Below are 26,413 nucleotides of genomic sequence, written 5' to 3' on the forward strand. Positions count from 1 at the left end.
CCTTTTCTTATGAAGTCGATTCTTGATGTTATAAGGTATAACTACGAAAGCTTGAAAATGTCACTATTCTACAGTTCTATTATATCGTACATATACAATAATAACCAAAATAATCTGTGATTTCTCTGCTAATAGGTGTTTTTATTTTTTCAATGTTTTATGATAAATGTGGGAGAAAAATACATATAAAAGGGGAATTTAATATGGAGTTTACGCAAGAGACATATACGATTGTACGCTATCAATCTGGCTCATTTTCAAAACAAGTTGATGAGATTGTTACAGAATCTCCTATTACTATTAAATTAAATGGTGAAGAATACGTAACAGTTGTATGCACACCAAATTACATTGAAGATATGGTAGTTGGTTTTTTAATTTCTGAAGGAATTATTTCTTCCTATAAAGATGTTGAAGAAATATGGGTTCAAAAAGAGAACGGAATTGTCCATGTAAAATCATCAAAAGTGAATCCACTCTATCAAACTTTATATAATAAACGATACATCACTTCTTGCTGCGGAAAAGGTAGACAAGGTTTTATTTTCGTAAACGACGCCGCAAAAGCAAAAGATTTACATGATATACATGTAAAAATTACTCCTGAAGAATGCTTTTACTTAATGAATGCCTTACAACAATCTTCCACTACATTTCGCCAAACCGGCGGTGTTCACAATACTGCGCTATGTGATCGAAACAATATCCTTATATCAAGAATGGATATCGGAAGACATAACGCATTAGATAAAATATACGGCTATTGTTTACGTAATGATATATCTGTTAAAGGAAAAATTATCGCATTTAGCGGACGTATTTCATCTGAAATTTTACTCAAAGTTTCAAAAATCGGCTGTGAAATTGTTCTATCTAAATCCGCTCCAACAAAACTAGCCTTGCAACTTGCTCATGACTTAGGCATTACAGTCGTAGGATTTATTAGAAATGACTCTTGTAATATTTACACACATCCAAAACGAATTGATGGCTATCAATTGAATGTTTAAAAAATAACTCCTCAATCGAGGAGTTATTTTAGTTATAAAAATGTAATATATTAAAGACTTGAATAGTTAATAAAGTTAATATATAATTTCATTACACAATTAAATCAAAACATTGTAGCATATATCTTTTCATTCTTTTACAAATTAAAAGAGACTGCTAAAAAACGCATACTCAATCTTATAAAAGTAATGGATTTATTTGAAATCCACCAAGGAGGTTACAACTATGGAAATTCGCTTATTAACAACAGAGGACGCAGAAATATATTTAAAAGTTTGTATGGAAGGTTTAACGAAGAACCCGGAAGCTTTTAGCTCTTCTTATGAAGATGTTCTTAAACATGAAAATCCTGTAGCTGCTATGGCAAAAAGATTAAGCAATCCGGATAAGTATACTCTAGGTGTCTTCAACGATAACGATTTGATTGGTATTGCTACTTTAGAAACAAAACCATTCATTAAACAAGAACATAAAGCAAAAATCGGCTCCGTTTTTGTTTCCCCAAAAGCACGTGGCCTTGGGGCAGGACGAGCTCTAATTAAAGCAATTATTGAAAATGCCGATAAATTACATGTAGAACAACTTATGCTCGATGTTGTAGCTGGTAACGATGCCGCAAAAAAACTATATGAGTCATTAGGTTTCCAAACTTACGGCGTGCAAGAACGTTCATTAAAGCACAACGGTCAATATTGGGACGAAGAACATATGGTTTTATTCTTAAATGATTAATACTTCAATATAAAATGAAACTTTAATTGGTGTGGGGGGTGTCTATCCCCACTGATTATTAATCCACAAATAGCGGGATAGTTTTCTAAAAGCATCTTCTTATTAAGAAAGATGCTTTTTTCATTACAACAATGTAATCTTCATGTCACCTTTATCGATCGTACCAATCCTTTCCATTCACTATACTAAAAATATAAAATGAACGAACAGCATTCAATTGATATGTAGAGGAGAATGTGACATGAAACAAAAAAAACGAGCTATCTTTTTAATATGTGCTACAGCAATGGTAACTTCTGGATTAGCAATTTTACCTTGGTTTATTATATAAAAATATGCCTCTTGATAAAGTAGAACTTTAATCCAGGAGGTCATTCCCCCACTAGTTATTACTCCACACCAATCGGATAAAATAAAAAAAGCTGATTGCTTGTTAACAAGTAATCAGCTTTTATATATTATAAAATTCCCAAAATTTTATTTACGCAACTTATAATAATAATCATAGATACGGCAACACACATTACAACCGTATTACGATCTTGCTTTTCTTTTTTTGAAATTTCTTCTTTTGGATTCATGTGTATTATCTCCTTTTAAAAAAAGTGTGAGATAGGAAATTTTTCTTATCCGATGCGAGGTGAATACGAAAACCCTCTCTATCTCACATACACAATAGAATGGAATTGTCATTTTATAAATAAAATGACATGACGTTATGTCGCAACATAGGGTATTTGTGTCGCTACGTTTTCTATTATAAATAATAGTTGTGCAAAACTAGTGCATTTTTTATGTCAATTGCCCTGAGCGAAAAAATCAGCCATCCATTCAATCACATAAAAAGAGTTTTTTATTATTTTCATGTAAACTATACAAGTAGAATGAATAGTTTGGGGTGCACAAGATTATGGTAAAAATTTTATTAGTAGACGATGAAGAACGTATGTTACGATTGCTAGATCTTTTCTTAAGCCCTCGCGGCTATTTTTGTATGAAAGCTAAATCTGGCCTTGAAGCGCTGGAATTAATCGAGCAAAAAAAATTCGATATTATTTTATTAGATGTTATGATGCCAAATATGGATGGATGGGATACTTGCTATCAAATCCGTCAAATTTCCAACGTTCCAATCATTATGCTAACAGCTCGTAATCAAAATTACGATATGGTTAAAGGCCTTACTATGGGAGCAGACGACTATATCACAAAACCATTTGATGAGCATGTATTAGTCGCACGTATTGAAGCTATATTACGCCGGACAAAGAAAGATGGCTTTGTTAGCTTCAATGGTATTGAGTGGGATAAAACGAAACATACTGTCACAGTGTATGACGAAAAAATCTCACTAACTCCTATCGAATTTTCATTACTTGGACTGTTTTTACAAAATACAAACCGTGCTTACAGCCGAGATGATTTAATCGAAAAAATTTGGGGCTATGAAACAGACATCGAATATAGAACGATTGATTCGCATATTCGCAATATCCGTGATAAATTACGTAAAAAAGGATTTCCAGTCGAGGATTATTTAGAAACCGTTTATAAAGTCGGATATAAATGGAAAAGTGAATAATTACTTAGGTCAGTGGAAATATCATACCACTGACCCTTTATTATGAATAAGGTATGGTGGGAAAATGAGTAAACTTTCACTTAAAATTGGGACATACTTTTTAATATTAGCTTTATGTATTGAAACAATTGCTTTCGTATCCTTTTACAAAAGTATTTCAAAAATGCGGATTACAGAAGAAACAGGTGCTCTATTAGAAAAAGGCAATCGGTATCGTGACAAAATTGTAAACCGTGCAACATGGAATGAATATTCTAAACAAAAACCAAACACCGAACGACCTAAACGCCCTTGGTATCAAGAGTTCACTATCGAGCATGCAGCTGAAGAATTAATTGGCTCAGAATTAATTGCTAACACCGATACCACTATCATTATAACTGACAAGAACGGCAAAATTATTTCCACCTCAGAACCCGTAACAAAAGAAATGCAAAAACAACTTATTTGCAAAACGAAAAATATCCCCCAAAACGGGGTGATCGTAGAAAAAAACTGGAAAAAATCGAAATTCATCTCAACAGTAAGCCCACTTGAAATAACTGGATTTCAAGGTAACTTACATATGTTATTAAAGACATCTTTTTTAGAAAATATGTTAATTAAACTCATGGACCAATTTCTTATCATCAGTATTTTAACAATTATTTTAACAACGATTTCTGTCTTTGTTTTTTCTCGAGTTATTACAGAGCCGCTTATAAAAATGAAAAGAGCGACCGAAAAAATTTCAAAATTAAATAAGCCAATTCAATTAGGAATTAAACGAAATGATGAACTTGGAAGTTTAGCAAAAACGATTGAAGATTTATCGAGTGAACTTACGTATATGAAAAAAGAACGAAATGAATTCCTCGCTAGTGTTGCTCACGAATTATTAACTCCATTAACCTATATGAAAGGTTATGCAAAGGTAGCAAAGAGAGACTCTTTAACGCAAGAAGAACGCGAAGAATATTTACAAATCATTGAGGACGAAACGGATAGTGTAACCGATCTCGTACAAGATTTATTTATGCTTGTACAATTAGAACAACACCAATTTGTTATTAAAAAACAAACGATGCTTCTTCAACCATTTTTAGAAAGAATGGTTGAAAAAACAAAAACAACATTAACGAACAAACAAATGCAACTTCATGTATATTGTAAAAACGATTTAGAAGTTTGCATAGACGAAAGACGCATGGAACAAGTTATGTTAAATTTATTGCATAATGCTTATCAGCATTCACCAGAAAATACTACTATAACAATACGTGTACTAACGGAAGCAGATTATTTTACAATAAGTGTACAAGATGAAGGTGAAGGTATTCCAGAAGAAGATATCCCGCATATTTTCGATCGCTTTTACCGTGTTGATAAATCCAGAACGAGGGCTACTGGAGGAAAAGGTATCGGACTGGCTGTTGCAAAGGAAATTGTAGAATTGCATAACGGTTCCATTCTAGTAACAAGCCAATTAGGAGTGGGAACAAACTTTATAATCGAGATTCCTTTTGAATAAGATGCGTGTGAAAACACCAGTAGTAGTAAACACTACTGGTGTTATTTTGTTCATAAAATCTGCCCTTATAAGCTAAGCTTTTGAAATTATTCTTATTTCAATATAAAATAAAGGTACATTTGTCAAAGATCTGGAGGGTGATATAATTGGATATCCATGTATTAACAAAAGACGAAGCAGAAATTTACTTAGAACTTCGCGTAGAAGGATTAAAGCAAAACCCTGAGGCTTTCAGCTCTTCTTATGAAGATATTATTAATAAAGAGTGTGCTATTGAATATAAAGCACAAAAATTAGCACAAGACGAAAACTATACACTAGGTGCATTTAAAAACGGCAAATTAATCGGAGTTGCTACACTGGAAACGAAACCATATGTAAAACAAGAACATAAAGCAAAAATTGGTTCTGTATACGTGTCTCCAAAAGCACGCGGACTTGGAGCAGGAAAAGCACTTATTAAAGAATGTCTTGAGCTTGCTAAATCTTTAGACGTAGAACAAGTTATGCTTGATGTTGTTGTCGGAAACGATGGTGCGAAGAAACTTTATGAGTCATTAGGCTTTAAAACGTTTGGTGTACAAGAACGTTCACTGAAATATAACGGACAATATTGGGATGAAGAGCATATGGTCTTATTCCTAGATGAAAATAAATAATAAAAAACATCCTCTCATATTATGAGGATGTTTTTTTACTTTTTTATAAACCATGCCTTATTTAATAATTGAATCGCTTTCGCAATTTCTTCTTCTGATAAAATCGCAAATCCAAGTAGCACTATATTTTCAGGTGCAGTACCGTCTTTATAGTACGTAGACACAGGGTATATTTTGATACTATGTTTCGCAGCTTCTTTAATTAATTCTTCTTCCCGCATTCCATTATGCACCTTTAATAAAATGTGCAATCCTGAATCTTCTCCTATCACTTCAACACGATTTGAGAAGTACTTTTCTAGTTCAAAAACAAGTCGATCTCTCTTCTTTCGATAGACGACACGCATTTTATGAATATGTTTTTCCCAATATCCTTCATTTAAAAACCTTCTAATCACTTCTTGATCCATTCTTGAAACACTTTGTGTATAAAATAAATATTGTTGTTGATACTTTTTAATCAATTTCTTTGGTAACACCATATAGCTCATCCGTAATGATGGCAACAATGCTTTCGATAGCGTCCCCATATAAATAACTTTCCCGTCTGTATCTAACCCTTGCAGTGCCGGTATAGGTTTTCCCGAATAGCGAAATTCACTATCGTAATCATCTTCAATAATATACCTACCTTCTTCTTTCTTCGCCCATTGTAAAAGCTGCATCCTTCTCATAATAGGCATAATCATTCCGCATGGAAACTGATGAGAAGGAGTAACAAATACAACGTTCGCATCGCTATTCTCTAAATCTACAATACAAATTCCCTCTCTATCCAAAGATAACATTTGAACTCTTTTTTCTCCCTGTTCAAAAACAACCATTTTTCTATGATATCCTGGGTTTTCAACTGCATAATTACTTCCCTTTAATAATTGAAACAGTAATTTCACTAATATTTGTGTTCCCGCTCCTAATACGATTTGACTAGCTGCACAACGCACACCTCTAGATTCATACAAATAGTTCGCAATTTCTTCTCTTAAGCTCCATTCTCCTTGTGGGTGACCAAGAAAGAGCAACTCATTATTATGAGGCTGCCATACGTCATTTATAATTTTCCGATACATGTTGAACGGAAAAGCATTTGTATCGACTCCTGTTTGTGTGAAATCAAATTTATAATCCCTCTCCTGAAAGGGTATTTCTTCTATTCTCTCTTCGTTTTCTTCTACATGAACCATTTGCTCAATCTTACATACAAAATAACCTTTTCTCGAAATTGATTCAATATAACCTTCTGCAAGTAATTGCTCGTAAGCTGCCTCTACTGTATTTTTACTTACTTGTAAATGTGTTGCTAACTTTCGCTTAGCCGGTAACTTCGTAAAAGATAGAATCGTTCCATTTTTAATTTCTTTTTTTATATACTCATACAACTGCACATACAATGCCTTCTTACTATTCATATTTAAATTAGGCGTTAATTCTAACATAATATCTGACCCCTTAATAAAACTAAAACCTGATACTTCTTACAGTACCAGATTTTATATATAATTCCTTTTATCATGTCACACATAAAAAATCAAATACTAAAGAGGAGATGCATGATTATGAACAAAAGTAGACGTATTGGACTCATTATGATTATTACAGGAGCCACATTATGGGGATTATCTGGACCGATGATTCAATGGCTATTTCAACATACGAACGTATCATCAATTGATTTTTTAACAATTCGCTTGTTGCTTGCAGGAGTATTTATTTTGTCTATCCTACTAATAAAGAAACAAAACATATTTCAAATTTGGAAACATCCTAGACATTCTATACAGCTTATTATTTTCTCTATTCTTGGCATGCTCGGTGCGCAATATGCCTTTATCGAAACAGTTCATATTAGTAATGCTGTCACAGCAACACTCTTTCAATTTCTAGGCCCTGTTCTTATTACAATGTATGTTGCATTTCAGCAAAGAAAATCCCCTACTTCTATGCAACTACTTGCAATTATAACTGCGCTAACAGGAACATACTTTATTATTACAAATGGCTCAATCGAAAATATTGTTTTATCCAAAGCAGCCATTATTTTCGGACTATTAACGGCAATTGGATTTGCATTTTATACCCTTCATCCAGCTTCTCTCATTAAAGAATGCGGAACAACTGTAGTAATTGGCTGGGGGATGTTAATCGGAGGAATTGCACTGCTTATTTATAATCGTTCATTTGGGTGGAATCAATTTTCACAAACTCTTACACTAAAAACTTTTTCTATGCTTATTCTTATCATTATTAGTGGGACCCTTTCTTTCCTTCTTTATATTGGTAGTCTTAAATATTTAGCAGCAACAGAAACAAGTATTTTATCTAGTATTGAACCACTTGTAGCAGCCATCGTTTCAATCACTTGGCTAAATGAATCGTTTGGATCATATCAATTATTAGGCGGCGTATGTATCGTTCTGTCTGTTATTTTTTTGACGATGCCTCAAAAAGAGACCGAGCCAACCTACACAACTGAACAAATATAAAAAAATGTCAAAAGAGGTCGTACAAAACTTACGACCTCTTTTTATACTTTAAAGGAATTGTCCCGCTATCTAGCAAATACAATTACACTAACAATAATAATTAGGAGCGTGGCACCATGAAAAAAATCGGAACTATGCTACTTTTCTCCTTTCTCATCACTGGATGCACACAGGCTCAACCTGATTCAAAAGCACTAAAAAAAGAAGCCATAGTAATATCATCATCTCAGGTTAACGCACCTTCCTTTTTTCATCTTAGTGTTTTAAAAGATGTAAATTGGGAAGAAGCGCCCTCCTTCGTAGACGGAAAGATACCTTTAAAGGGGATTGAAAGAAGAATTGCAATTGCTGATACACCTATTGTCGCAAATGAACAAAATGAAATTATGTGGTACTTTCTAGACCCTGAAATACCAACTGGAAATTTATCTATTATCGCGCTAAAACAAGGATCTGTAACTCCAACACCAATACTCTATCAACAAGAAACTTCCAAACAAACTTGGACTACTTCAAATACAATCGATTCTACTACAAACGAACTCCCTCTCACTATATCGCTACCTACATCCGGATTATGGGTATTAAATATATATGTGAATGAAAAATATTATGATCAATTTGTAATCACTGTTGAGTAAGTTGTCAAAACTAATCTACTTCCTTGCATCCACTGAATTTTGGACGGGATAAATAATGCGGGAGCACGAATAACTCTACACTTCTTCATTATTTTGATTTCTTACCTCAAAAAAGCAGTGCCTTGAAGGCACTGCTTTTTACTATTTATAACTTGGCATTTTCGTAATTTGTGCCACACCTGAATCTATGGCTGCTTTCGCTACTGCTTCTGCAACATTCGGAACAACTCTTTTATCTAATGGATTTGGAATTACATAGTTCGCACTACGCTCTTCGTCCGTAATTATGTTAGCGATCCCATATGCTGCCGCTAATTTCATCTCTTCTGTAATATCAGTCGCGCGTACATCTAAAGCACCACGGAATATACCAGGGAACGCTAATACATTATTTACTTGATTTGAATAATCAGAACGACCAGTTCCAACTACAGCAGCTCCAGCTTCTAATGCATCTTCTGGGAATATTTCTGGAATTGGATTTGCCATTGCAAACACAATCGCTTTCTCATTCATCGTCTTTACAAGTTCTTTCGTTAATACGTTAGGCGCAGATACGCCAATAAAGATATCAGCCTGATGAATCGCTTCTTTTAATGTTCCACGCACATATTCTCGATTTGTCTTCTTTGAAACTTCAATTTGCGCTTCGTTCATCCATGTTTCACCTTCACAAACAATACCTTCTAAGCTAACTAACGTAATGTGTTTTGCACCAGCTTTTAATAATAATTTTCCAATTGCAATTCCTGCCGAACCCGCACCGTTAATAACAATTTTCACATTATCCATTTGTTTACTTACAACTTTTAATGCATTAATAACAGCTGCTAAGACGACAATAGCTGTTCCATGTTGATCATCATGGAATACAGGGATATTCGTTTCTTCTTTTAATCGTTTTTCAATTTCAAAGCAACGTGGTGCTGCAATATCTTCTAAATTAATACCTGCAAATGTAGGTTCTAAATTTTTCACAAGGGTAACGATTTCATCCACATTCGTCGTCCCTAAACATAACGGGAAAGCATCTACATTCGCAAACTTTTTAAATAAAATACTTTTCCCTTCCATAACAGGCATAGCCGCTTTCGGTCCAATATTCCCTAAACCAAGTACTGCTGTTCCATCTGAAACAACTGCAACCATATTTCCTCTTGCTGTATAGTCATACGCTGTTTCTTCATCTGCTGCAATTGCTTTACAAGACTCCGCTACACCTGGTGTATAAGTCAGGCTTAAGTCATCCGCTGTATTAACTTCTACCTTACTTGTAATCTCAATTTTCCCTACCAACTCTTTATGCAATAACAATGATCTTTCATTAATTTGATTTTCTAACATACTTATAATCTCCCCTTAATTTGACAAGCTAGCTATATGAATATAGCTAGCTTGTTTGATCATGAAAACATTGTTAATAAGATTGTCGCTGTTACAACCATTGCTGCCCCGCCTAAACGCGTCGAAATTTGTGCGAAAGGCATTAATTCCATACGATTTGAAGCTGATAAAATAGCAACATCTCCAGTTCCGCCTAAACCGCTATGACATCCAGTTACAATTGCTGATTCAACTGGATACATTTTCATCACTTTTCCTATAAGGAAACCTGATGCTACCATTGTAAGAACAACCGATGCACAAACAACAACATATCCCACTGAAAGAACTGCCGCTACGTCTTTTAACGGAATATATAGCAATCCTAATCCGACCATTAACGGCCAAGTTAAATTCTTTGAAATAAATTTATATAAATGGAATGCTCCTTGCTCCATTTTTGCTGGCATTAGTTTAAAGTATTTCACAAGTGCTGCTGAGAAAATCATAATGATTGCCCCAGGAATACCGATGAACTTAGAAGCAAATCCTCCGAAGATGAAGAACGTACATGCAATTAATAAACCTGCTCCCATTAATGAGAAATCAATTGGCTTCTCTGTATTTTGTTCTTTTAATAATTCTGCTTGATTGTCTGTTTTCACTAATACACCATTACCACTAAGCTCAGGTCTCTTCTCACCTAAACGCTTCATATACCCTGCACTCACGATTGCAAACATATTCCCAATAATAGCTGCCGGAATAAGCTGTGATACGAATGTTGCTGATGATTCATTTAAAATGTCACTGTATGCTAATGACAATGGTAAAATCCCTTCTCCAATACCACCGCTCACAATTGGTACGATAATAAAGAAGAATGTATGCTTCATTTCAAACCCGAATAGTGAACCGACCAACAATCCTACTGCTACAGAAGCTAACGTTCCTACTACTAAAGGAATAAACATACGAACGAAACCTTGTACTAACACTTTACGATTCATTCCTAAAATACTTCCGACTACTAAACAAGAAATATATAAATATAAAAAGTTCGATTTTTTCATTAACATAGTCGCAGCTTCCATTGAAGCTGGATTCATCCAGTTAAAAAATACAAGTAATGATGGAATAAATAATGAGAGAATTGCTGGACCACCGATATTTTTTAAAATCGGAATTCTCATCCCAATGTCACCTAAGAAAATACCCATGATCATAATAACTGCAAAACCACCAATCATGTCTGCTGGCAATTTATTATATACAGATGCCCCATAAATAATAGCAGCCAATACTACATATAACGGTAAAGGTATAACACCGATTTTAACGTTCATAATTTTAGAAGCGAAAGATTCATTTTTCAATTCATTTCCTTCAGCAAATGATACCGCTTCCACATTCTTTTGAATTCCCATATGGCACCCCCTTGTTTTCTTAATAACAATATTAAAACGCTTTCAATAGTAAAAATAGTTTTTGTAAGTTTTGTAATTGGTTTTGTAATTAAAAAAAGTATAAGCGACTTATAATAAGTCGCTTATACGTAAAAACCTATTTTATTTTGATCAACACATCTTAATTTACTTACAGGTCTTCCCACATGCTGATACACCATTTCGTTTTCTAACACTCCAATTTCAGTCAAAAACATTACATACTTTCGAATAGAAACTCTTGAAATTCCTACTAATTGTGCCATTTCATCTGTTGTAAACGCTCGTCCATTCAGCGACTCGATCTTCTGCCAAATTAATTGCAACGTTTGCTTCGTTAATCCTTTCGGGAGCTCTTTATTGACAGTAGGCTCTCTTTTTTCTTTTTGTAAAATTAACGAATCTAATTCCGATTGACTAATTTTTTTTTGTTCTTTCATGAAAGTAAGTTTTTCTCGATATATAGTTAATGCATCTTTAAATCGTTCAAATGTAAATGGTTTAATTAAATAATCTACTACGCCATATTGTAATGCTTTTTTAATACTCCCCATATCATGTACAGCTGAAATCATCATAATATCGATTTCTTTTTCTTGATTCCGAATATACATTAAAAGCTCAAACCCAGTCTCTTCAGGCATAAAAATATCAAGTAAGACTAAATCTAATCGTGATTTCTCTAATACTTCTATCGCCGATTTTACTGAGTTAACTGCTTGAACAAGTTCGAATCCTCCTACTTGCTCTAAATAATGTGTATTTAACATTGCTACCATCGGGTCATCTTCTACAATTAAAACTTTAATCATATTTGCTTCTCATCCCTACCTTTAGGTATTTCAATTGTTATCGTTGTTCCCTCTCCTAATAAGGAGGAAATGTGAATCTCCCCATTTATTCGCTGTATACTTTCTTTTACAAGATACAAACCATAACCGCGATTATCCCCTTTTGTGGAATAACCTTTTGTAAATAATGCATCCACTTCGTCTTCTTCTATACCTTTCCCCGTATCTTGCACTGTAATAGTTAATGTATTCTGATATTGTACCCCAATTTCAACTTGTTTCTTTTTGCAATGTATCACTGCCTCTAATGCATTATCTATTAAGTTCCCTACAATCGTAATAAGTTCATGAGTAATACTTTCATCATATATTTCCGGCAAGTAAGAATCTTCACTTATAATTAACTTAATATTTTTCTCCCTAGCATAGCTAAGTTTACCTAGTAAAAAACCAGCAAATACTGGACTTTTTATTCTTTTCATAACTCCACCAATTTCATATTGATGCTCTGATACCATGCCACTTATATACTTTTGTAATTCTTCATATTGTTTCATATGTGTAAGCCCTAATACGACATGCATTTTATTCATAAACTCATGAGATTGTGCCCGTAATGCTTCCGCATATAGCCTAATACCAGTTAGTTCCTCTGCTAGTTTTCTAATCTCTGTTTTATCACGAAATGTTGCAATCGCGCCAACTATTTCTCCTTTTACATATAAAGGAACACGATTCGTCACAATCGTGATTCCGTAAATATTTTGTTCTTCGTTTAATTGTACCTCTCCCGTTTGCAATACTTCTTTTATACGCGAATTCGGCATATATAGCTCAACGTCTTTACCTATAAAATCTTCTTCAAGTCCACTTTTTTTAAATAGACGTTTCGCTTCATTATTAATTAACGTTACTCTCGCCTCTTTATCTACAGCAATAATGCCTTCCTTTACAGATTGTAACATCGTATTTCTTTCTTCAAGAATTTTCGCTATCCTGTGCGGCTCAAGACCGAATAAGCTTTTCTTTATATGTCTAGCTAGCAATATTGCTCCTATAATTCCGACTAGTACTCCAACTCCGACACCGATATAAATAATATGTCTACTTTCCTTAACTCTCTCTTTTACATTATCTGCCGAGATACCAACGGCTACCGCTCCAAGTTGTTCACCTGTTTCAGAAAATATAGGTACAAACACTCGCATTGAAATACCTAACGTTCCTTCTGCTAGCGATACATGTTCCTTTCCTTTCAATGCAGGCCCTTCATCTCCTCCAATAAAATGATGACCTATTTTTTGAGGGTTTGGATGTGATTTTCTTATTCCATTCATGTCCATAACTACAATAAATTGAACACCTGTGTTTTTTAATATTCTATTTGTATACGTTTGAATTGCAGAAGTATCTGCTTTTCCAATCAAACCATCGATTACAATCGAATCATTTGCCACAATATGGGCAATCGTTTTTGCTTTCTCTGCCTGGCTATCCTCCGTTGTCCGCTCTACATTATGACTAATTAATATATCTGTAACAAGTAAAGAAAAAATTACAACTGTACAAACTAGCAATGTAATCGTTTTCCATAAATTCCATAGTTTTTTTCTTTTTTTCATCCCACTAATGACTCCCCTAATTGCTGAATAGAAAAATAAGTAAGGTGATATTATTTTCACCTTACTTATTTGCTGTTATTATACTTTAAATTTACTAGTCATTGCTTGTAGTTCTTCGGCCATCTCAGCTAAGTTTTGCGAAGCTGAACTAATTTCTTCCATCGAATTTACTTGTTCTTCTGTTGACGCTGCAACACTTTGCATACTAGCTGTATTTTCTTCTGCAGCCGCTGCAATTTCATCAATAGCATTTGTCACTTCATTTGCATCTCCAGCGATTCTCCTCGTTGTTTCTACCATTTGATTAACTTGAGAAACAATATGAGTAGTAGAACTTAAAATTTCTGTAAAACTTACTTTCGTTTTTGTTACAACATCTAAGCCTTGTTGAACTTCCCCACTCACATTATCCATTGCCTTAACAGTATGTTCAATATCAGCCTTAATTTCTGCAATTAAATTTGCAATCTCTCCAGATGATTCTCCTGATTGCTCTGCTAATTTTCTAACTTCATCGGCTACAATAGCAAATCCTCGTCCCTGTTCACCTGCTCTTGCTGCTTCAATAGCCGCATTTAAAGCTAATAAGTTTGTTTGAGTTGCAATGTTTTGAATTGCTTCAGAAATAGCTCCTACCTGCTTTGACTTCTCATCAAGAAGTTTAATAATAGCATCTGACTCGGATACCGATCTAGAAATAGACTGCATTTGTTTTGCGGTTTGTTCAACTAAATCTTCTCCCTCTTCAGCTCTTTCTCGCGCATGTAATGAGGAAATAGAAATTGACTCTGCGCTTCCAGTTACATCTTGAATTGCTATATTTACTTGTTGTAATGTAGCCGCGCCTTCTTCAACACCTTGGCTTTGTGATTCAGCCCCACCTGATACTTGTTCCATTGCAATTGTAATTTGATCTGTTGCATCATTCGCTTGCTGTACGCTCGCTGTTAACTCTTCTGCCGATGCTGCAACATGTTCTGCTGAAAAGCTAATTTGGGTAATCACATCTTGTAAAGACGTAGACATTTCATTAAATGAATTCCCTAATTTCCCTATATCATCCTTGGAATGGATTGTAATTTTCTCTGTTAAATCTCCCTTACTAATTTTATGTGCCGATTCAGCTATTTTTCGTAATGGCCTTGTAATAGAATTTGTAATGAAATAAATTAATACACTACCAAATGCAATAGCGATAGCTATGACAATCAAAGTTTTATAAAACACTGGACTGGCAGCTTGCATAATTTCTTCGTCAAACATAACTCCAACTATTTTCCATCCTGTTTTCTCATTTGTTGCAAAGATTAAATTCTTTTTATCATCTTGTTCTGTATAAGATACATTTCCTTGTTTGTCTTCATAAATTGGTTTAATCCAAGGATCAGTAACCTTTGAACCAGGCTTTCTAGACGGATGACTAACAATTTGCTTATTTTGATCTAAAATAACTGCATAGCCTTTTTCACCAATATTAATCATTTTTGAAATCTTTAGGATGTTATCCAAATTCAAGTTAATACCTATAACACCTTTACCATCTTTTACTTCTTTAGCAATTGTCACTACCATATTTTTTGTAGATGCTGATTGATACGGTGCAGTAACAATTACCTTTCCTTTATTTTCATGCGCTTCTTTATACCATGATCTATCTGTTGGATTATAGCCATCAGACATTTGAATAAATGGTTCTCTTATAAACTTCCCCGTCTGCGCTCCAATATAAATACCTTCTACTTCTGGATGAAGCTTTATATATTGTGCTAACTTCGTTCTTACTATTTCTTCTTGTCCATTTGGATATGTATCCTCTGTTAAGATGTCTGCAAAGTAAGTCGCATCAACAAATTTCTCTTCTATATTTTGAGAAATAACAGTATTTAAAACTGAAATATTCTCCTTTGCTTTATCTGTCATTTGATGTTCAAAATTTGTTTTGGCAGTTTGATATGAAACACCACCGATAATAAGTCCTGGTATAGTTAAAATAATAAAAAATGAAATGATTAATTTTTTCTTGATACTCATACATTTAACCCAGTTAAATATATTTTGCATAATAAGCCTCCTTTATGTAATGTGAATACTTGTGTAATTTTATACAATTAACATACATAAAACAATATATAATGATAACATGTAATTTTTTCGTCAATTATGCATTTTTACATATTCACTACTTCTAAGCATTTTAATCATAAAAATAAGAGAACTTTAGCATTATATATGCTAAAGTTCTCTTATTTCTTAACAGCTTCTATTCTAAACAAAACACCCTACAAAACTTTTCTTATAATTCTTTAAATCTCTATCCTTCACCTTATAGCTATATTGTTAAAACTCTCCGTCCTAATTTATTTAGAGCTCTTTACATAACTAATTGCCTGACTCCCCATTTGCACCCATGCCTGTTCAAAGTTTTCTCTTGGTACTTTCACATCTAAGCTATCATCAAGCGGGTCTCGAATATATACAGATTCCTTATCGTACCCAATAAGTACAACACAATGTTCATTATATGTAATAGAAACATCCCCACTATTTGTTTTCCATGTAGTAAATTCATCTTCATCTAAAGGAGCATATGTTGCATTTGTAATCATGACTACCGGTTGCCCTGCTTTTACACTCTTATACATTTCCTCTATACTCTTTCCTGTTAAATCCACAGCTTTATTAGATAAATATTTTTTCGCTAACTGAAAAAGTGGCCCATGATATACACCATAACCGGATTCAGAAAAGGTATAAATATTTCCTACAAACCCTTCATTCGGATTTCCGCGTACACCATCAACCATAAAATCAACTTTTTTTATTTCATTTGCTAATTTCATCTTATCTACTGAAACGCCTGCGTATTGTAACATCATTGCTAAACTTGTCACTTCACACCCTCTATCCAGCTCTGGTAACTGCTGAATTAAAGGCACATTTGATAAGAGGATCTCTTCATCCTTATTACTAAACTCCGTTCTTTTTCCGCTTTGTATGAAGGATGTTAATTTCTCCATATACTTTGTGATTTCATTTGTATATACGCTCCATACTGCTACGCCAAGTAAAGCTATGCATATATACCACTTCAATTTTCGTATCACTCTCACGCCCTTTTTAATTCGTTAAATAAGAATAAAACGCGTCAGCATCCGTTCGAACCATCGGTACAAAATTTAGTTCTTTTCCTTTTTCAGGCTGATCTCTTTTTATTTTTTCTGCTAATTCTTGCATGTTCATATTCATTTTGTCCATATTAAGCTCATCTGCCAATTGTAGCACTTTTTGTTCATTAATTTCTCTTAATACTTGATATATATCTTTACCATACAAATCAATATGATATTTTTTTGCTTCTGCCTGTACTTTTTGTTCGTACACTTCTTGCGCTAACTCTTCTATCTCTTTTCCTTTTTGAGAAATATCTAACTTTCCTGCTTCTTCTCTTACTTTCGTTCCATAAATTTCTTCCGCAACCTCTTCTATTTCTTTTCCTTCAGTCGAAACGCCTAATTTCTCTGCTTCCTTATTAATTTTGATTGCATTGATTTGGCTTATTAAATCCACAATCGATTTGTTCTCTACAGATATCCCTAAGTTTAACGCTTCTTGCTTCACTTTTGTTTCATAGATTTCTTCTGAAAGAATTCCGACATCTTTTCCTTCAATCGAAATTCCTAACTGTTCTGCTTCTCTGCCTACTTCTGTTTCATGAATTTCTTTTTCTAGCGTAATTTGTTCTTTTCCTTCCGTTTCAATACCTAATTTCTCTGCTTTTTCTTCTGTATTTATTACATGTATCTTTCCATTGTTTAATTGCTCTTTACTGCGCTGCGCATAGTCTGTCTTTCCTTTCGATGTTTCAGAAGGAGAGGCACCGCCTAATATACTTAAACTCATTACTCCAATAGTGAATACCGTCATCATTTTCTTTTTCAAAATTAATTCCTCCCTCTTATACTTTCTTTCCCATGATTCCCATAAAGTGAAACTATACTCAGTGGGAAGCTTCATCTTCCACTGAATATTAGCCTTCACCAATCGAGTATTTCCGGACAGCCCGACTCCAGCCGAGTTTTACTGTCCAGAAAATAGCGGGATCATTTTTTAAATACTATACATACATCTCATCACTGCCTGAGATAACATTATGATCGAGAAAATTTACTCACATACACCTCTATAATCTCTTCTTCATGTAACGATTTTTCTTTATGCAATACATAATATAAATAGTTTCTTAACTTTCCCTTAAAAAAAGACGACCTTGTAAAAACAAGATCGTCTTCTTACTTATATTTTTTGATTTTTAGGGAGCACTACTTCAAAACAAGTACCCTCTCCCCATTTGCTCTCTACTAATATTTTTCCGTAATGCTTTTCTACAATCCATTTGGCGATTGAAAGACCTAATCCAGCTCCCTCTGATGTACTCCTTGCTTTATCCCCTTGATAAAAACGATCAAATAATTTTGGGATATCCTCTACTTTCACGCCTATCCCATCATCTTTCACCTGTATACAAATCGAGCTGCTCGTTTGCGTGCAATCAATTCGAATATGACCGCCTTCATTCGTATATTTCATCGCATTATCTAACAATATGACCATCATTTGATGAATCCGCTCTCTATCACCCATAAAAGACATGTTACGTTCTACTTTTAATATCATCTCTTTTTCTTGATAAGAAGCAATTTCTTTATATGGATCTACTATTTCTTCTAACAATTTACCCATTTCAAATGTTTTTTTATCCATCTCAATTTGATTAGAATCCGAACGTGCTAACAACAATAAGTTGCTAACTAGTTTCGATAACCGCCTGCATTCCTTAGATATTGTAGAAATGTCCATCGCTTTTTCTTCTATCGTAGCGGAGGGTGACTGAAATAACACATCCGTCTTTGATTGAATAACTGCAAGTGGCGTTCTTAATTCATGCGATGCATCGGAAACGAACTGCTGCTGTTTCTCCCATGAATTTTGAATCGGTATGAGTGCTCTGCCAGCTAGGAAAAAGCCGATACCTATTGCACAGAGACTTCCTATACTACAACCTATCACGAGAATTAAAAATAAAGTATTTAACATTCCTTCTTCCGCTGTTATATCTCGCACGATTTGAACTATTTCTCCATCTTTTTGAAGCGAAAATGCTCTAAAATATCGTCCTTGCACTTCAATATCTTGCAAATCTTCTAACTTTTTTGGAGAAAACTTTTCCAAATTCTCTTCAAAAATAGAACGGAATTTACGATTATCGCCCTCTATTTTCACTATTTTCCCATTCCAAGTTATTCTAGTTACCCGCGGATCTCCAATTTGGATATTCTCCATGCGTTTTCTTGGTGGTATTTTAACATCTAGTTTTTCTCCATACTGAGCCATCATTTTTATAGATTGATCCACTTCATTATAAATACGCTTATATGTGTACGAATAAACAATACTACCTAATACTCCTATTAATAGGATAAATACTAATGAGTTCACTATAGTCAGACGAATGCGTGTTTTTTGAAACATACTTCCTTTTTTCATTTCTCTTTTAATATATATCCAATACCACGAACAGTTTGAATATCTTTCTGATAACCGAATGGCTCTAATTTTTTACGTAAATGATGCACATACACTTCTACAATTGCTACTGTCGTATCTGAATCAAATCCCCAAACACGATCGAAAATTTGTTCACGCATTAAAATCTTTCCGCTATTTTGAATGAGATACTCTAAAAGCTCATATTGTTTTAATGTCAGCTTAATATCTTGTCCCTCTACTTGAACATCTTTATCTTTTCCAAACAATTCAATTCCTTTATATCGAATTGTCTGCTTTGTTGTTAAACTACCACTTCTGCGTAATAAAGCACGAATTCTCGCCTTTAGTTCGGGTGCTTGAAACGGCTTTACGATATAGTCGTCTCCGCCAAAATCCAATCCTTTCACTCGATCTTCTAAAGAATCTCTCGCTGTTAAAAACAGGACTGGCGTTTCAATTCTTTCATCACGTATTTTTTGAATTACTTCAAACCCGTCCATTCCTGGCATCATCACATCAAGTAAAATTGCATCATAAATGTTTTGCATTGCCAAAAACAATCCATCTTCTCCATTTAACGCTGTATCTACTTCAAATTCATCACGCAAAATTTGTACGATAGACTCTAATAACGAAGCATTATCTTCCACTACAAGTAAGCGCATATTCTCACCTTCCATACTATAGTTCAATTCTATTTATTATTACATTTCTTCTCTCCATAACGAAAGAATGTAATCCTATTATGTAATTTCATTTTCAACTATTTCCTTCTAAGTTTTTGCTAGATATAAAATTTTGAGCCTTTATTATAAAAACTCTTTCTTAAATTTTGCTTAATAAAAAATTGAAAGAAATAAGATTCCCCTTATCTCTTTCAATTTTTTACTACGTACACCTTTTTACTCGGCAACTCCAAACAATTTAATTGACCACCATACACAGCCCCGCCATCAATTCCAATAATACGATTACTACCAAAATATACTCCGCAATTCTCACTACCATGAAGCATTTTTGTTTCCGTATGGCCAAATACAACAACCTTTTCGCCACTATACCCACTATGAAATTCATTACGGATCCACATTAAAGTATATGGTTCAGATTCAGAAACTCGTTTCATTGGCTCAACACCAGCATGTACAAATATATACTCTTCTGTTTCAATGTAATGATCTAATTCTTGAATAAATTTTATATGTTCCTCTAATACGTGAGATTGTAAAATTGGCTTTTGGAAGTCCCCTTCATTAACTGCAATATCTTCTTCTACAAATCCATAGCTATATAACGTTTTATCTCCACCATTTCTTTTTACCCAATGGTTCCATGAGCCTTCCTCATCTGTCGTTAGCGCTTTAATCATCATATCTTCATGATTTCCCTTTAAAACGAATGCTCCTTCTTCTTTTAGCTCTTTCACCTTTTCAAGTACAGCACGTGCATTCGGACCACGATCCACATAATCCCCTAATAGAATTAATTGATCTTGTGTTGCGTTGTATTGTATTTCCTCAAGTAACTTTTTAAATTTATCAATCTCTCCATGAATATCACTAATGACAAGTATCCTATTCATTTTTCTCCTTCTTTCTAAATAAAGTTATTTCTAATTATAACTTTATTTGAAGGAATTTTCTGAACCCAACTACTAGAAAGTATTATTATTACAAATGCAGCTAATTTCCTTACAACACTGTAAGTCTCTTGTCATTCAATTCGATAGTTGTAATTACTATATTTCCTTATACTAAAAGTAAGAAATGAAACAAAAAACAAGGAGAGATGAGATATGAAAAAAGTGATGGAAGTTGTAGTAGCGGTGGTAGAGGTTTTCGTAAATGGTAAACAAGTTGCAATGGAGTTAAATAAATAATGAAAAGGACAATATTCATTCTAGACCCTTTACTCATATAAAAGAGATAAGAGCTCATCATTTCTTTGATCCCTTATCTCCCTATAAAGAAAGCCGTATCCCTTTAGGATACGGCTTTCTTTTACTTTTGGCTCGTACGAGCTGAAATGCTAATCGCTCTATCTGTTGCTTTTGCAGCTTCATCCAACGCTTCTTTACTATTCTTTCCGTCATACATTGCTTCTAATGCTTTTACAACTGCATCTCGTGATTCTGGGAATACACTAATTAATGCACCTTGAGTTGCTGGAGATTGCTTCGTCGCTTGTAATTGTTCTACTGTTACTTTTAACTGTGGATATTTTTCATATTGCTCTTTTACTAACGATTCATTATATGCATCTGGATTAATTGAGAAATATCCTGTTGCAGTATGCCATTTTGCTTGTACGTCTGGCTTCGTTAAATATTTCATAAAGTCCCATGTACCTTGCTGCGTTTCTTCTGAAACCATATTCGTCATCCATAATGATGCACCGCCAATAACAACACCATTTCGCTTTGAATCTTCTGGATACGGAATATACGAAACACCTACATTAAACTTAGATGCATCAATTAAATCACGAACACCTGCTGAAGAATCTAAATACATAGCAACTTGTCCAGATTGGAACGCGGCACGAATATCATCCCAACTTGCTCCATACTTTCCTAGTGCACCAGCTTTATTCAATTCATCTAACATTCCAAATACTTTCTGTCCTTCTTTACCGTTAAATACCGCTTTCTTTGCAGCATCTTTCCGGCCATTTTCATTATCTACATATAAAGCCCCTTGTGTCGCTAACAATTCTTCAAAGAACCAACCATAATTGAGCATAGAGAATCCATATTGTTTTACATTTCCGCCTTTTTTAATCGTTAACTTTTTCGCAGCTTCTTTTAATTCAGCATATGTTTGTGGAGCTTTCTCTGGATCTAACCCAGCCTTTGCAAAAGCATCTTTATTATAAATTAATACTGGCGTAGATGAATTAAATGGCATAGAATACATTTTTCCATCAACTGAATAATAATTTGTAATTGCTTTTTCTAATTTTGATGTATCGTACTTATCTTTTTTAATCCAACTATCGATAGGCGTAATCTTTTTGCTATCAATCATATATTTCGTTGTAATTTCACTCGATTGAACAAGAGCTGGAGCTTCTTTCGTAGCAGACATCGTTTTAAACTTCGTTAAAGACTCTTCGTATGTTCCTTGAAACTCTGCCTTTATCTCGTACTTATTCTGCGATTTATTATAGTCTGCAACAAGCCCATCTAGTACACCTTGTGTTTTTCCACCCATCGCATGCCAAAAACGAATTACAGTTTTATCACCATTTTTTTCAACTGGTGCTACTTTTGCCTGCGCTTCAGGTTTCCCCTCTGTTTTACTATTTGAACAAGCAGCCCCAGTTAATGCCATTGTGGCTGCCATTAAAAGAGCAGCACTTTTTTTCAATAAACTCATCTCAATCCCACCTTTTCCTATGTATGCTTATTTAATTGCACCTTTTGTTAATCCTTGTTGTAATTGCTTTTGCCCTAAAAATAGTAAAATCAACGTTGGAATGACGATAACCGTAACACCGGCCATTACGCTTCCCCAATCAGTTGCAACTTCTTGAGATTGAAGTTGCTTCACACCAATTTGAACTGTTCTGACTTTTTCATCAGTGGTCACTAAGAGCGGCCACAAGTACATATTCCATGTTGTTAAAAAGCTATATACTCCAAGCGTAATAAAACTCGTTTTACAATACGGAATTACAACGCTGAATAAAAACCTTACATTTCCAATCCCTTCAATAAAAGCAGCTTCTTTCAATTCATTCGGAAGCGTCATAAAATGTTGGCGTAGTAAGAAAATACCGAAAGCTGTTGCAAAAAATGGCACTGTCATCCCAGCAAAGCTATTGATCCAACCAAAGTTTTGAATCGTTAAAAAGTTCGGTACCATCGTTGCTTCCCACGGAATAAGCATCGTTGAAATAAACAAGAAGAAAATTACGTTTCTCCCTTTAAACTGAAGAAAAACAAAAGCATAAGCTGCTAAACTGGATACGATAAGTTGTCCAATCATAACAATCGTCGATACAATTAAACTGTTGTACAAGTATGTAAAAAGCGGTACTTTTTGAAAGATATTCATAAAATTATCGAAAGTAAATTGGGTCGGAAATAACCTTCTCATTTGAATATCATCTGGTGTCATAAAGCTTATTAAAAACGCATAGAGTACAGGAAAAAACACCATTACTGCACTAATAATGAGCAGCATGTATAATAGGAAATTTTGTTTCCACTGTTTAACGATCATTTATAATGCACCTTTCTCTCAGCAAACTTAAATTGAAGTAATGTAGCAATAAAAATGAAAACAAATAATACCATCGCTTGTGCACTTGCTGTTCCAAATTGATGATTCACAAATGCCTCTTTATAAATCGAATACACAATTAAATTCGTTGCATCATTCGGTCCACCGTGCGTTAAAATATCAATTTGTCCAAAGCTTTGGAATGCACTAATTAACGTTACTGTCACGATAAAGAATAAAGTTGGTGATAGCATCGGTAATGTAACGCGGCGAAGCTTATATAAATAACTAGCACCATCTATAGATGCACTCTCATATAAAGACGTATCAATATTTTGCAAACCACCTAATATAACTAAAAATGCAAATCCTGTATTCACCCAAACCGTTGTAACCGATACAGAAAACAGTGCCCAGTCCGGACTCGTTAACCATGCGATTGCCGGAAGATTCATAGCGGCTAATATATTATTAAATAATCCTACACTTGGATGAAATAAAAATAGCCAAATCACTGCGCTAGCAGCTACTGATATTCCCATCGTTGAAGAAAAGAGAACCCGGAACAATCCAATACCTCTTACTTTTTCATTTGCAATTAATGCAAGAAATAAGGCGAATACAATACTAGTAGGCACTGTATATAAAACAAATAATAAAGTTGACTTTATACTTTTGTAGAAAGCAGGATCAGAAAATAAATATTGATAATTTTCTAAGCCAACGAAAAGATTGGCTTCTCCGTGTATATCTGTTAAATAAAAGCTATAGTAAATCGTCCTAAACAATGGATAGAAAAGAAAAATTGAAAATAACAAAACAGATGGAGCCAAAAACAATAATCCTATTCTTAAATCTTTCGTTCTGCCCCATAAACTCTTCTTTTTTGACACTGCTGTTTGAACTGGTAACTTCCCTACTTCAATCATTATTTCGCCACCACTTTCAACTCTTCTTCAGCCACCACTTTTAATCGTCCATTCTTATTTTGGTGAAAGAAACATAGTTTTTCTTGCGAGAATAATAATTTTACTTTGTCACCTTTGTTCAGGAGTAACTGTCCGATGACTTTCGCACTCCAAGTTGTTCCATTTACCGCAAAGTTTAATATAGACTCATTCCCTAATACTTCTACAGATTGCAGCGTAACTTCTTGTCCTGCCTCAGACAATGCAATATGCTCAGGACGCATACCTATTCGAATTGTCCCTTCTGGTAATTGCTTTAACTGTCCAATAGATAATGGAATTTGCAATTGCCCTATATGTAATACGCCTTTTTCTTTATCCACTTCTCCATCATTTATATTCATAGAAGGAGAACCTATAAAACTTGCAACAAATTCGTTTGCTGGTTCGTTGTATATATCAAGAGGTGTTCCAACTTGTTGTATACTTCCTTTATTCAAGACCATGATACGATCTCCCATAGTCATCGCCTCTATTTGATCGTGAGTAACGTAAATCATCGTAATTCCGAGTCGTTGCTGAATTTCTCTAATTTCAATCCTCATTTGCGCACGTAATTTCGCATCTAAATTCGAAAGTGGTTCATCCATTAAACAAATCGGTGCTTGACTCACGATCGCCCTGGCAAGCGCAACACGCTGTCTTTGTCCGCCTGATAATTGGCCCGGTTTCATTTTCACATACTCTTTCAGCCCTACCATTTCAATAGCTTCTATTAATCGCTTTTGTCGCTCTTCTTTTTGTACCTTCCTTACCTTAAGTCCAAATAAAATATTTTCTTCTACAGTTAGGTGTGGATATAATGCATAATTTTGAAATACCATTGATAAATTACGGTCTTTCGGCTCTAAATTATTTGCAACACGTTCATTAATCATTAAATCTCCCGAAGAGATTTCTTCTAAGCCAGCGATCATTCGTAGTAATGTACTTTTTCCACATCCCGAAGGTCCAACTAAAACAAAAAATTCTCCCTTCTTAATATGAACCGATACATCTTTAACCGCTGTCTCTTCCGCATTTATATATATCTTTGAAACATCTTTCAATTCGATCACAAGGCTGCACTCCTTTTTTCTTCTTGTATCCATACTTCATAATGACTCGTTGAAATCGCACGAATGGCAATTTCCGCATCTTCCCGCGTTTGAATCAATCCACCTGCAATAATAGGAAACTCTATTTTCTCTGCTAGCTGTTTTATAATAGAAGGCATAATTCCAGGCATAATCTCTACCGCATTTGGTTTAGTCGTTTTACAATTTTCAATTGATTTTGTAAGTGATAAAGTATCGACAATAAAAATTCGTTGAATCGTTTTTAATCCAATTTTATTGGCATTTCAAATTGTCGAACCTTTTGTTGAAATAATACCTTGTGCTCCGATAACATCTTGAATATACAAAAGGGCTTCCTCTGTGTTCGTATTTAAGCCTTGTATAAAATCACAATGAAGAAATACATCATGTCCATGTTTCTGTAATTCATATACACGCTCTGGTAACTCCAGCATTGAACCAGTCATAAGAAAAACTGTTTTCGGTAATTTTTTGTATGCTTTATACCCTTTCCAATCCTTTATCATCGCGATATGAGGTTCTTTAAACATTTATTCCACCTAGATTTTCTATTTTTATCCAAACTAAAAACACCTACTTACATAGAACACCTTTCTCCTTATTTGAACTCTAGGGAATAGAGCACACCTAAGAAAGTGGCACGTTATATGTAAGCGGGTGTTCTCAAATGTTCTCTACCCTAGTTATTTTGTTACCTTTACTATATTACGCATTTATTAAGTCAGTTTTGATAAATTGTTAATTAGGTGTTAATCGAATGTTAATATTAACCATATTATTTTTACAATAATCTA

Annotated in this window: 23 protein-coding genes and 2 pseudogenes; 7 read left to right on the top strand and 18 right to left on the bottom strand. The window is 34.2% G+C overall.

What is annotated here, in order from left to right; genetic code table 11:
- Positions 1–203: 203 nt before the first annotated feature.
- Positions 204–1,010 carry a formate dehydrogenase accessory sulfurtransferase FdhD gene (gene fdhD / locus JDS81_RS22530; protein ID WP_000397291.1) on the top strand — a complete coding sequence of 269 codons (807 nt, stop codon included), beginning with the start codon at positions 204–206 and terminating at the stop codon, positions 1,008–1,010.
- A 226-nt stretch (positions 1,011–1,236) separates the two neighbouring features.
- Positions 1,237–1,743, top strand: coding sequence for a GNAT family N-acetyltransferase (locus JDS81_RS22535; RefSeq protein WP_087949286.1), 507 nt, complete (start codon positions 1,237–1,239; stop codon positions 1,741–1,743).
- Positions 1,744–2,201: 458 nt separating this feature from the next.
- Here the strand turns inward: JDS81_RS22535 and JDS81_RS30770 are convergent, their stop codons facing one another.
- Entirely contained in the window at positions 2,202–2,324 is a 123-nt protein-coding gene (locus tag JDS81_RS30770; RefSeq protein WP_001068390.1) for a hypothetical protein, read from the bottom strand.
- A 329-nt stretch (positions 2,325–2,653) separates the two neighbouring features.
- On the opposite strand from JDS81_RS30770, the gene JDS81_RS22540 reads away from it, so the two are divergent.
- The 3 genes from JDS81_RS22540 (at position 2,654) to JDS81_RS22550 (ending at position 5,494) form a co-directional block, all read left to right on the top strand.
- Entirely contained in the window at positions 2,654–3,325 is a 672-nt protein-coding gene (locus JDS81_RS22540) for a response regulator transcription factor (protein WP_000238941.1), read from the top strand.
- A gap of 64 nt (positions 3,326–3,389) precedes the next feature.
- Positions 3,390–4,835 (top strand): HAMP domain-containing sensor histidine kinase, encoded by a 1,446-nt coding sequence (locus JDS81_RS22545; RefSeq protein WP_097953051.1) that lies wholly within the window; start codon positions 3,390–3,392, stop codon positions 4,833–4,835.
- 146 nt (positions 4,836–4,981) lie between these two features.
- A complete protein-coding gene (locus JDS81_RS22550) occupies positions 4,982–5,494 on the top strand; it encodes a GNAT family N-acetyltransferase (RefSeq protein WP_000351217.1) in 513 nt (170 codons plus the stop codon).
- 35 nt (positions 5,495–5,529) lie between these two features.
- Here the strand turns inward: JDS81_RS22550 and pdxR are convergent, their stop codons facing one another.
- Entirely contained in the window at positions 5,530–6,930 is a 1,401-nt protein-coding gene (pdxR, locus tag JDS81_RS22555) for a MocR-like pyridoxine biosynthesis transcription factor PdxR (RefSeq protein WP_097953052.1), read from the bottom strand.
- A gap of 120 nt (positions 6,931–7,050) precedes the next feature.
- Here pdxR and JDS81_RS22560 point away from each other — a divergent pair, with 120 nt between their 5' ends.
- Together JDS81_RS22560 and JDS81_RS22565 are read left to right on the top strand one after the other, a co-directional pair.
- A complete protein-coding gene (locus JDS81_RS22560) occupies positions 7,051–7,977 on the top strand; it encodes a DMT family transporter (RefSeq protein WP_097879016.1) in 927 nt (308 codons plus the stop codon).
- A gap of 116 nt (positions 7,978–8,093) precedes the next feature.
- Entirely contained in the window at positions 8,094–8,618 is a 525-nt protein-coding gene (locus tag JDS81_RS22565; RefSeq protein ID WP_097953053.1) for a DUF4871 domain-containing protein, read from the top strand.
- Positions 8,619–8,759: 141 nt separating this feature from the next.
- On the opposite strand, the gene JDS81_RS22570 is transcribed toward JDS81_RS22565, so the two are convergent.
- The 16 genes and pseudogenes from JDS81_RS22570 to JDS81_RS22640 form a co-directional block, all read right to left on the bottom strand.
- Positions 8,760–9,962 (bottom strand): NAD(P)-dependent malic enzyme, encoded by a 1,203-nt coding sequence (locus tag JDS81_RS22570; protein WP_000892431.1) that lies wholly within the window; start codon positions 9,960–9,962, stop codon positions 8,760–8,762.
- Positions 9,963–10,021: 59 nt separating this feature from the next.
- The gene (locus tag JDS81_RS22575) at positions 10,022–11,368 is read right to left on the bottom strand and encodes a 2-hydroxycarboxylate transporter family protein (RefSeq protein ID WP_000512713.1); all 1,347 of its coding nucleotides are present in this window, start codon (positions 11,366–11,368) and stop codon (positions 10,022–10,024) included.
- A 122-nt stretch (positions 11,369–11,490) separates the two neighbouring features.
- Positions 11,491–12,198 (bottom strand): response regulator, encoded by a 708-nt coding sequence (locus JDS81_RS22580; RefSeq protein ID WP_097953054.1) that lies wholly within the window; start codon positions 12,196–12,198, stop codon positions 11,491–11,493.
- Positions 12,195–13,799, bottom strand: a complete 1,605-nt coding sequence (locus JDS81_RS22585; protein ID WP_000746368.1) for a sensor histidine kinase — start codon at positions 13,797–13,799, stop codon at positions 12,195–12,197. Before JDS81_RS22585 ends, JDS81_RS22580 begins: the two co-directional genes overlap by 4 nt.
- A gap of 78 nt (positions 13,800–13,877) precedes the next feature.
- A complete protein-coding gene (locus JDS81_RS31205; protein WP_442712676.1) occupies positions 13,878–14,825 on the bottom strand; it encodes a methyl-accepting chemotaxis protein in 948 nt (315 codons plus the stop codon).
- Positions 14,817–15,860, bottom strand: a pseudogene (locus JDS81_RS31210) (HAMP domain-containing protein); the annotation flags it as partial. The pseudogene JDS81_RS31210 and the gene JDS81_RS31205, both read right to left, overlap by 9 nt.
- Positions 15,861–16,156: 296 nt before the next feature.
- Positions 16,157–16,903 carry a C39 family peptidase gene (locus tag JDS81_RS22595; RefSeq protein WP_142311373.1) on the bottom strand — a complete coding sequence of 249 codons (747 nt, stop codon included), beginning with the start codon at positions 16,901–16,903 and terminating at the stop codon, positions 16,157–16,159.
- Positions 16,904–16,916: 13 nt separating this feature from the next.
- Entirely contained in the window at positions 16,917–17,738 is an 822-nt protein-coding gene (locus JDS81_RS22600) for a transporter (RefSeq protein WP_097953057.1), read from the bottom strand.
- A 354-nt stretch (positions 17,739–18,092) separates the two neighbouring features.
- Positions 18,093–19,328, bottom strand: coding sequence for a sensor histidine kinase (locus JDS81_RS22605; RefSeq protein WP_002042614.1), 1,236 nt, complete (start codon positions 19,326–19,328; stop codon positions 18,093–18,095).
- An 11-nt stretch (positions 19,329–19,339) separates the two neighbouring features.
- A complete protein-coding gene (locus tag JDS81_RS22610) occupies positions 19,340–20,011 on the bottom strand; it encodes a response regulator transcription factor (RefSeq protein WP_001238627.1) in 672 nt (223 codons plus the stop codon).
- A gap of 212 nt (positions 20,012–20,223) precedes the next feature.
- Positions 20,224–20,928: a metallophosphoesterase family protein gene (locus JDS81_RS22615; RefSeq protein ID WP_097953058.1), complete on the bottom strand. Its 705-nt coding sequence runs from the start codon at positions 20,926–20,928 to the stop codon at positions 20,224–20,226.
- 418 nt (positions 20,929–21,346) lie between these two features.
- On the bottom strand, positions 21,347–22,723 hold the full coding sequence (locus JDS81_RS22620) for an ABC transporter substrate-binding protein (protein ID WP_097953059.1): 1,377 nt from the start codon (positions 22,721–22,723) through the stop codon (positions 21,347–21,349).
- Positions 22,724–22,750: 27 nt separating this feature from the next.
- Positions 22,751–23,572, bottom strand: a complete 822-nt coding sequence (locus tag JDS81_RS22625) for a carbohydrate ABC transporter permease (protein WP_000635952.1) — start codon at positions 23,570–23,572, stop codon at positions 22,751–22,753.
- Positions 23,569–24,501: a carbohydrate ABC transporter permease gene (locus tag JDS81_RS22630; RefSeq protein ID WP_097953060.1), complete on the bottom strand. Its 933-nt coding sequence runs from the start codon at positions 24,499–24,501 to the stop codon at positions 23,569–23,571. The genes JDS81_RS22625 and JDS81_RS22630 overlap by 4 nt, the downstream gene beginning before the upstream one ends.
- Entirely contained in the window at positions 24,501–25,598 is a 1,098-nt protein-coding gene (locus tag JDS81_RS22635; RefSeq protein WP_142311374.1) for an ABC transporter ATP-binding protein, read from the bottom strand. Before JDS81_RS22635 ends, JDS81_RS22630 begins: the two co-directional genes overlap by 1 nt.
- Positions 25,595–26,149: pseudogene (locus tag JDS81_RS22640) on the bottom strand (glycerol-3-phosphate responsive antiterminator). Before JDS81_RS22640 ends, JDS81_RS22635 begins: the two are co-directional and overlap by 4 nt.
- Between the last annotated feature and the right edge of the window lie 264 nt (positions 26,150–26,413).

The sequence above is a fragment of the Bacillus cereus group sp. N31 genome, from assembly GCF_016483245.1.
Lineage (GTDB): Bacteria > Bacillota > Bacilli > Bacillales > Bacillaceae_G > Bacillus_A > Bacillus_A toyonensis.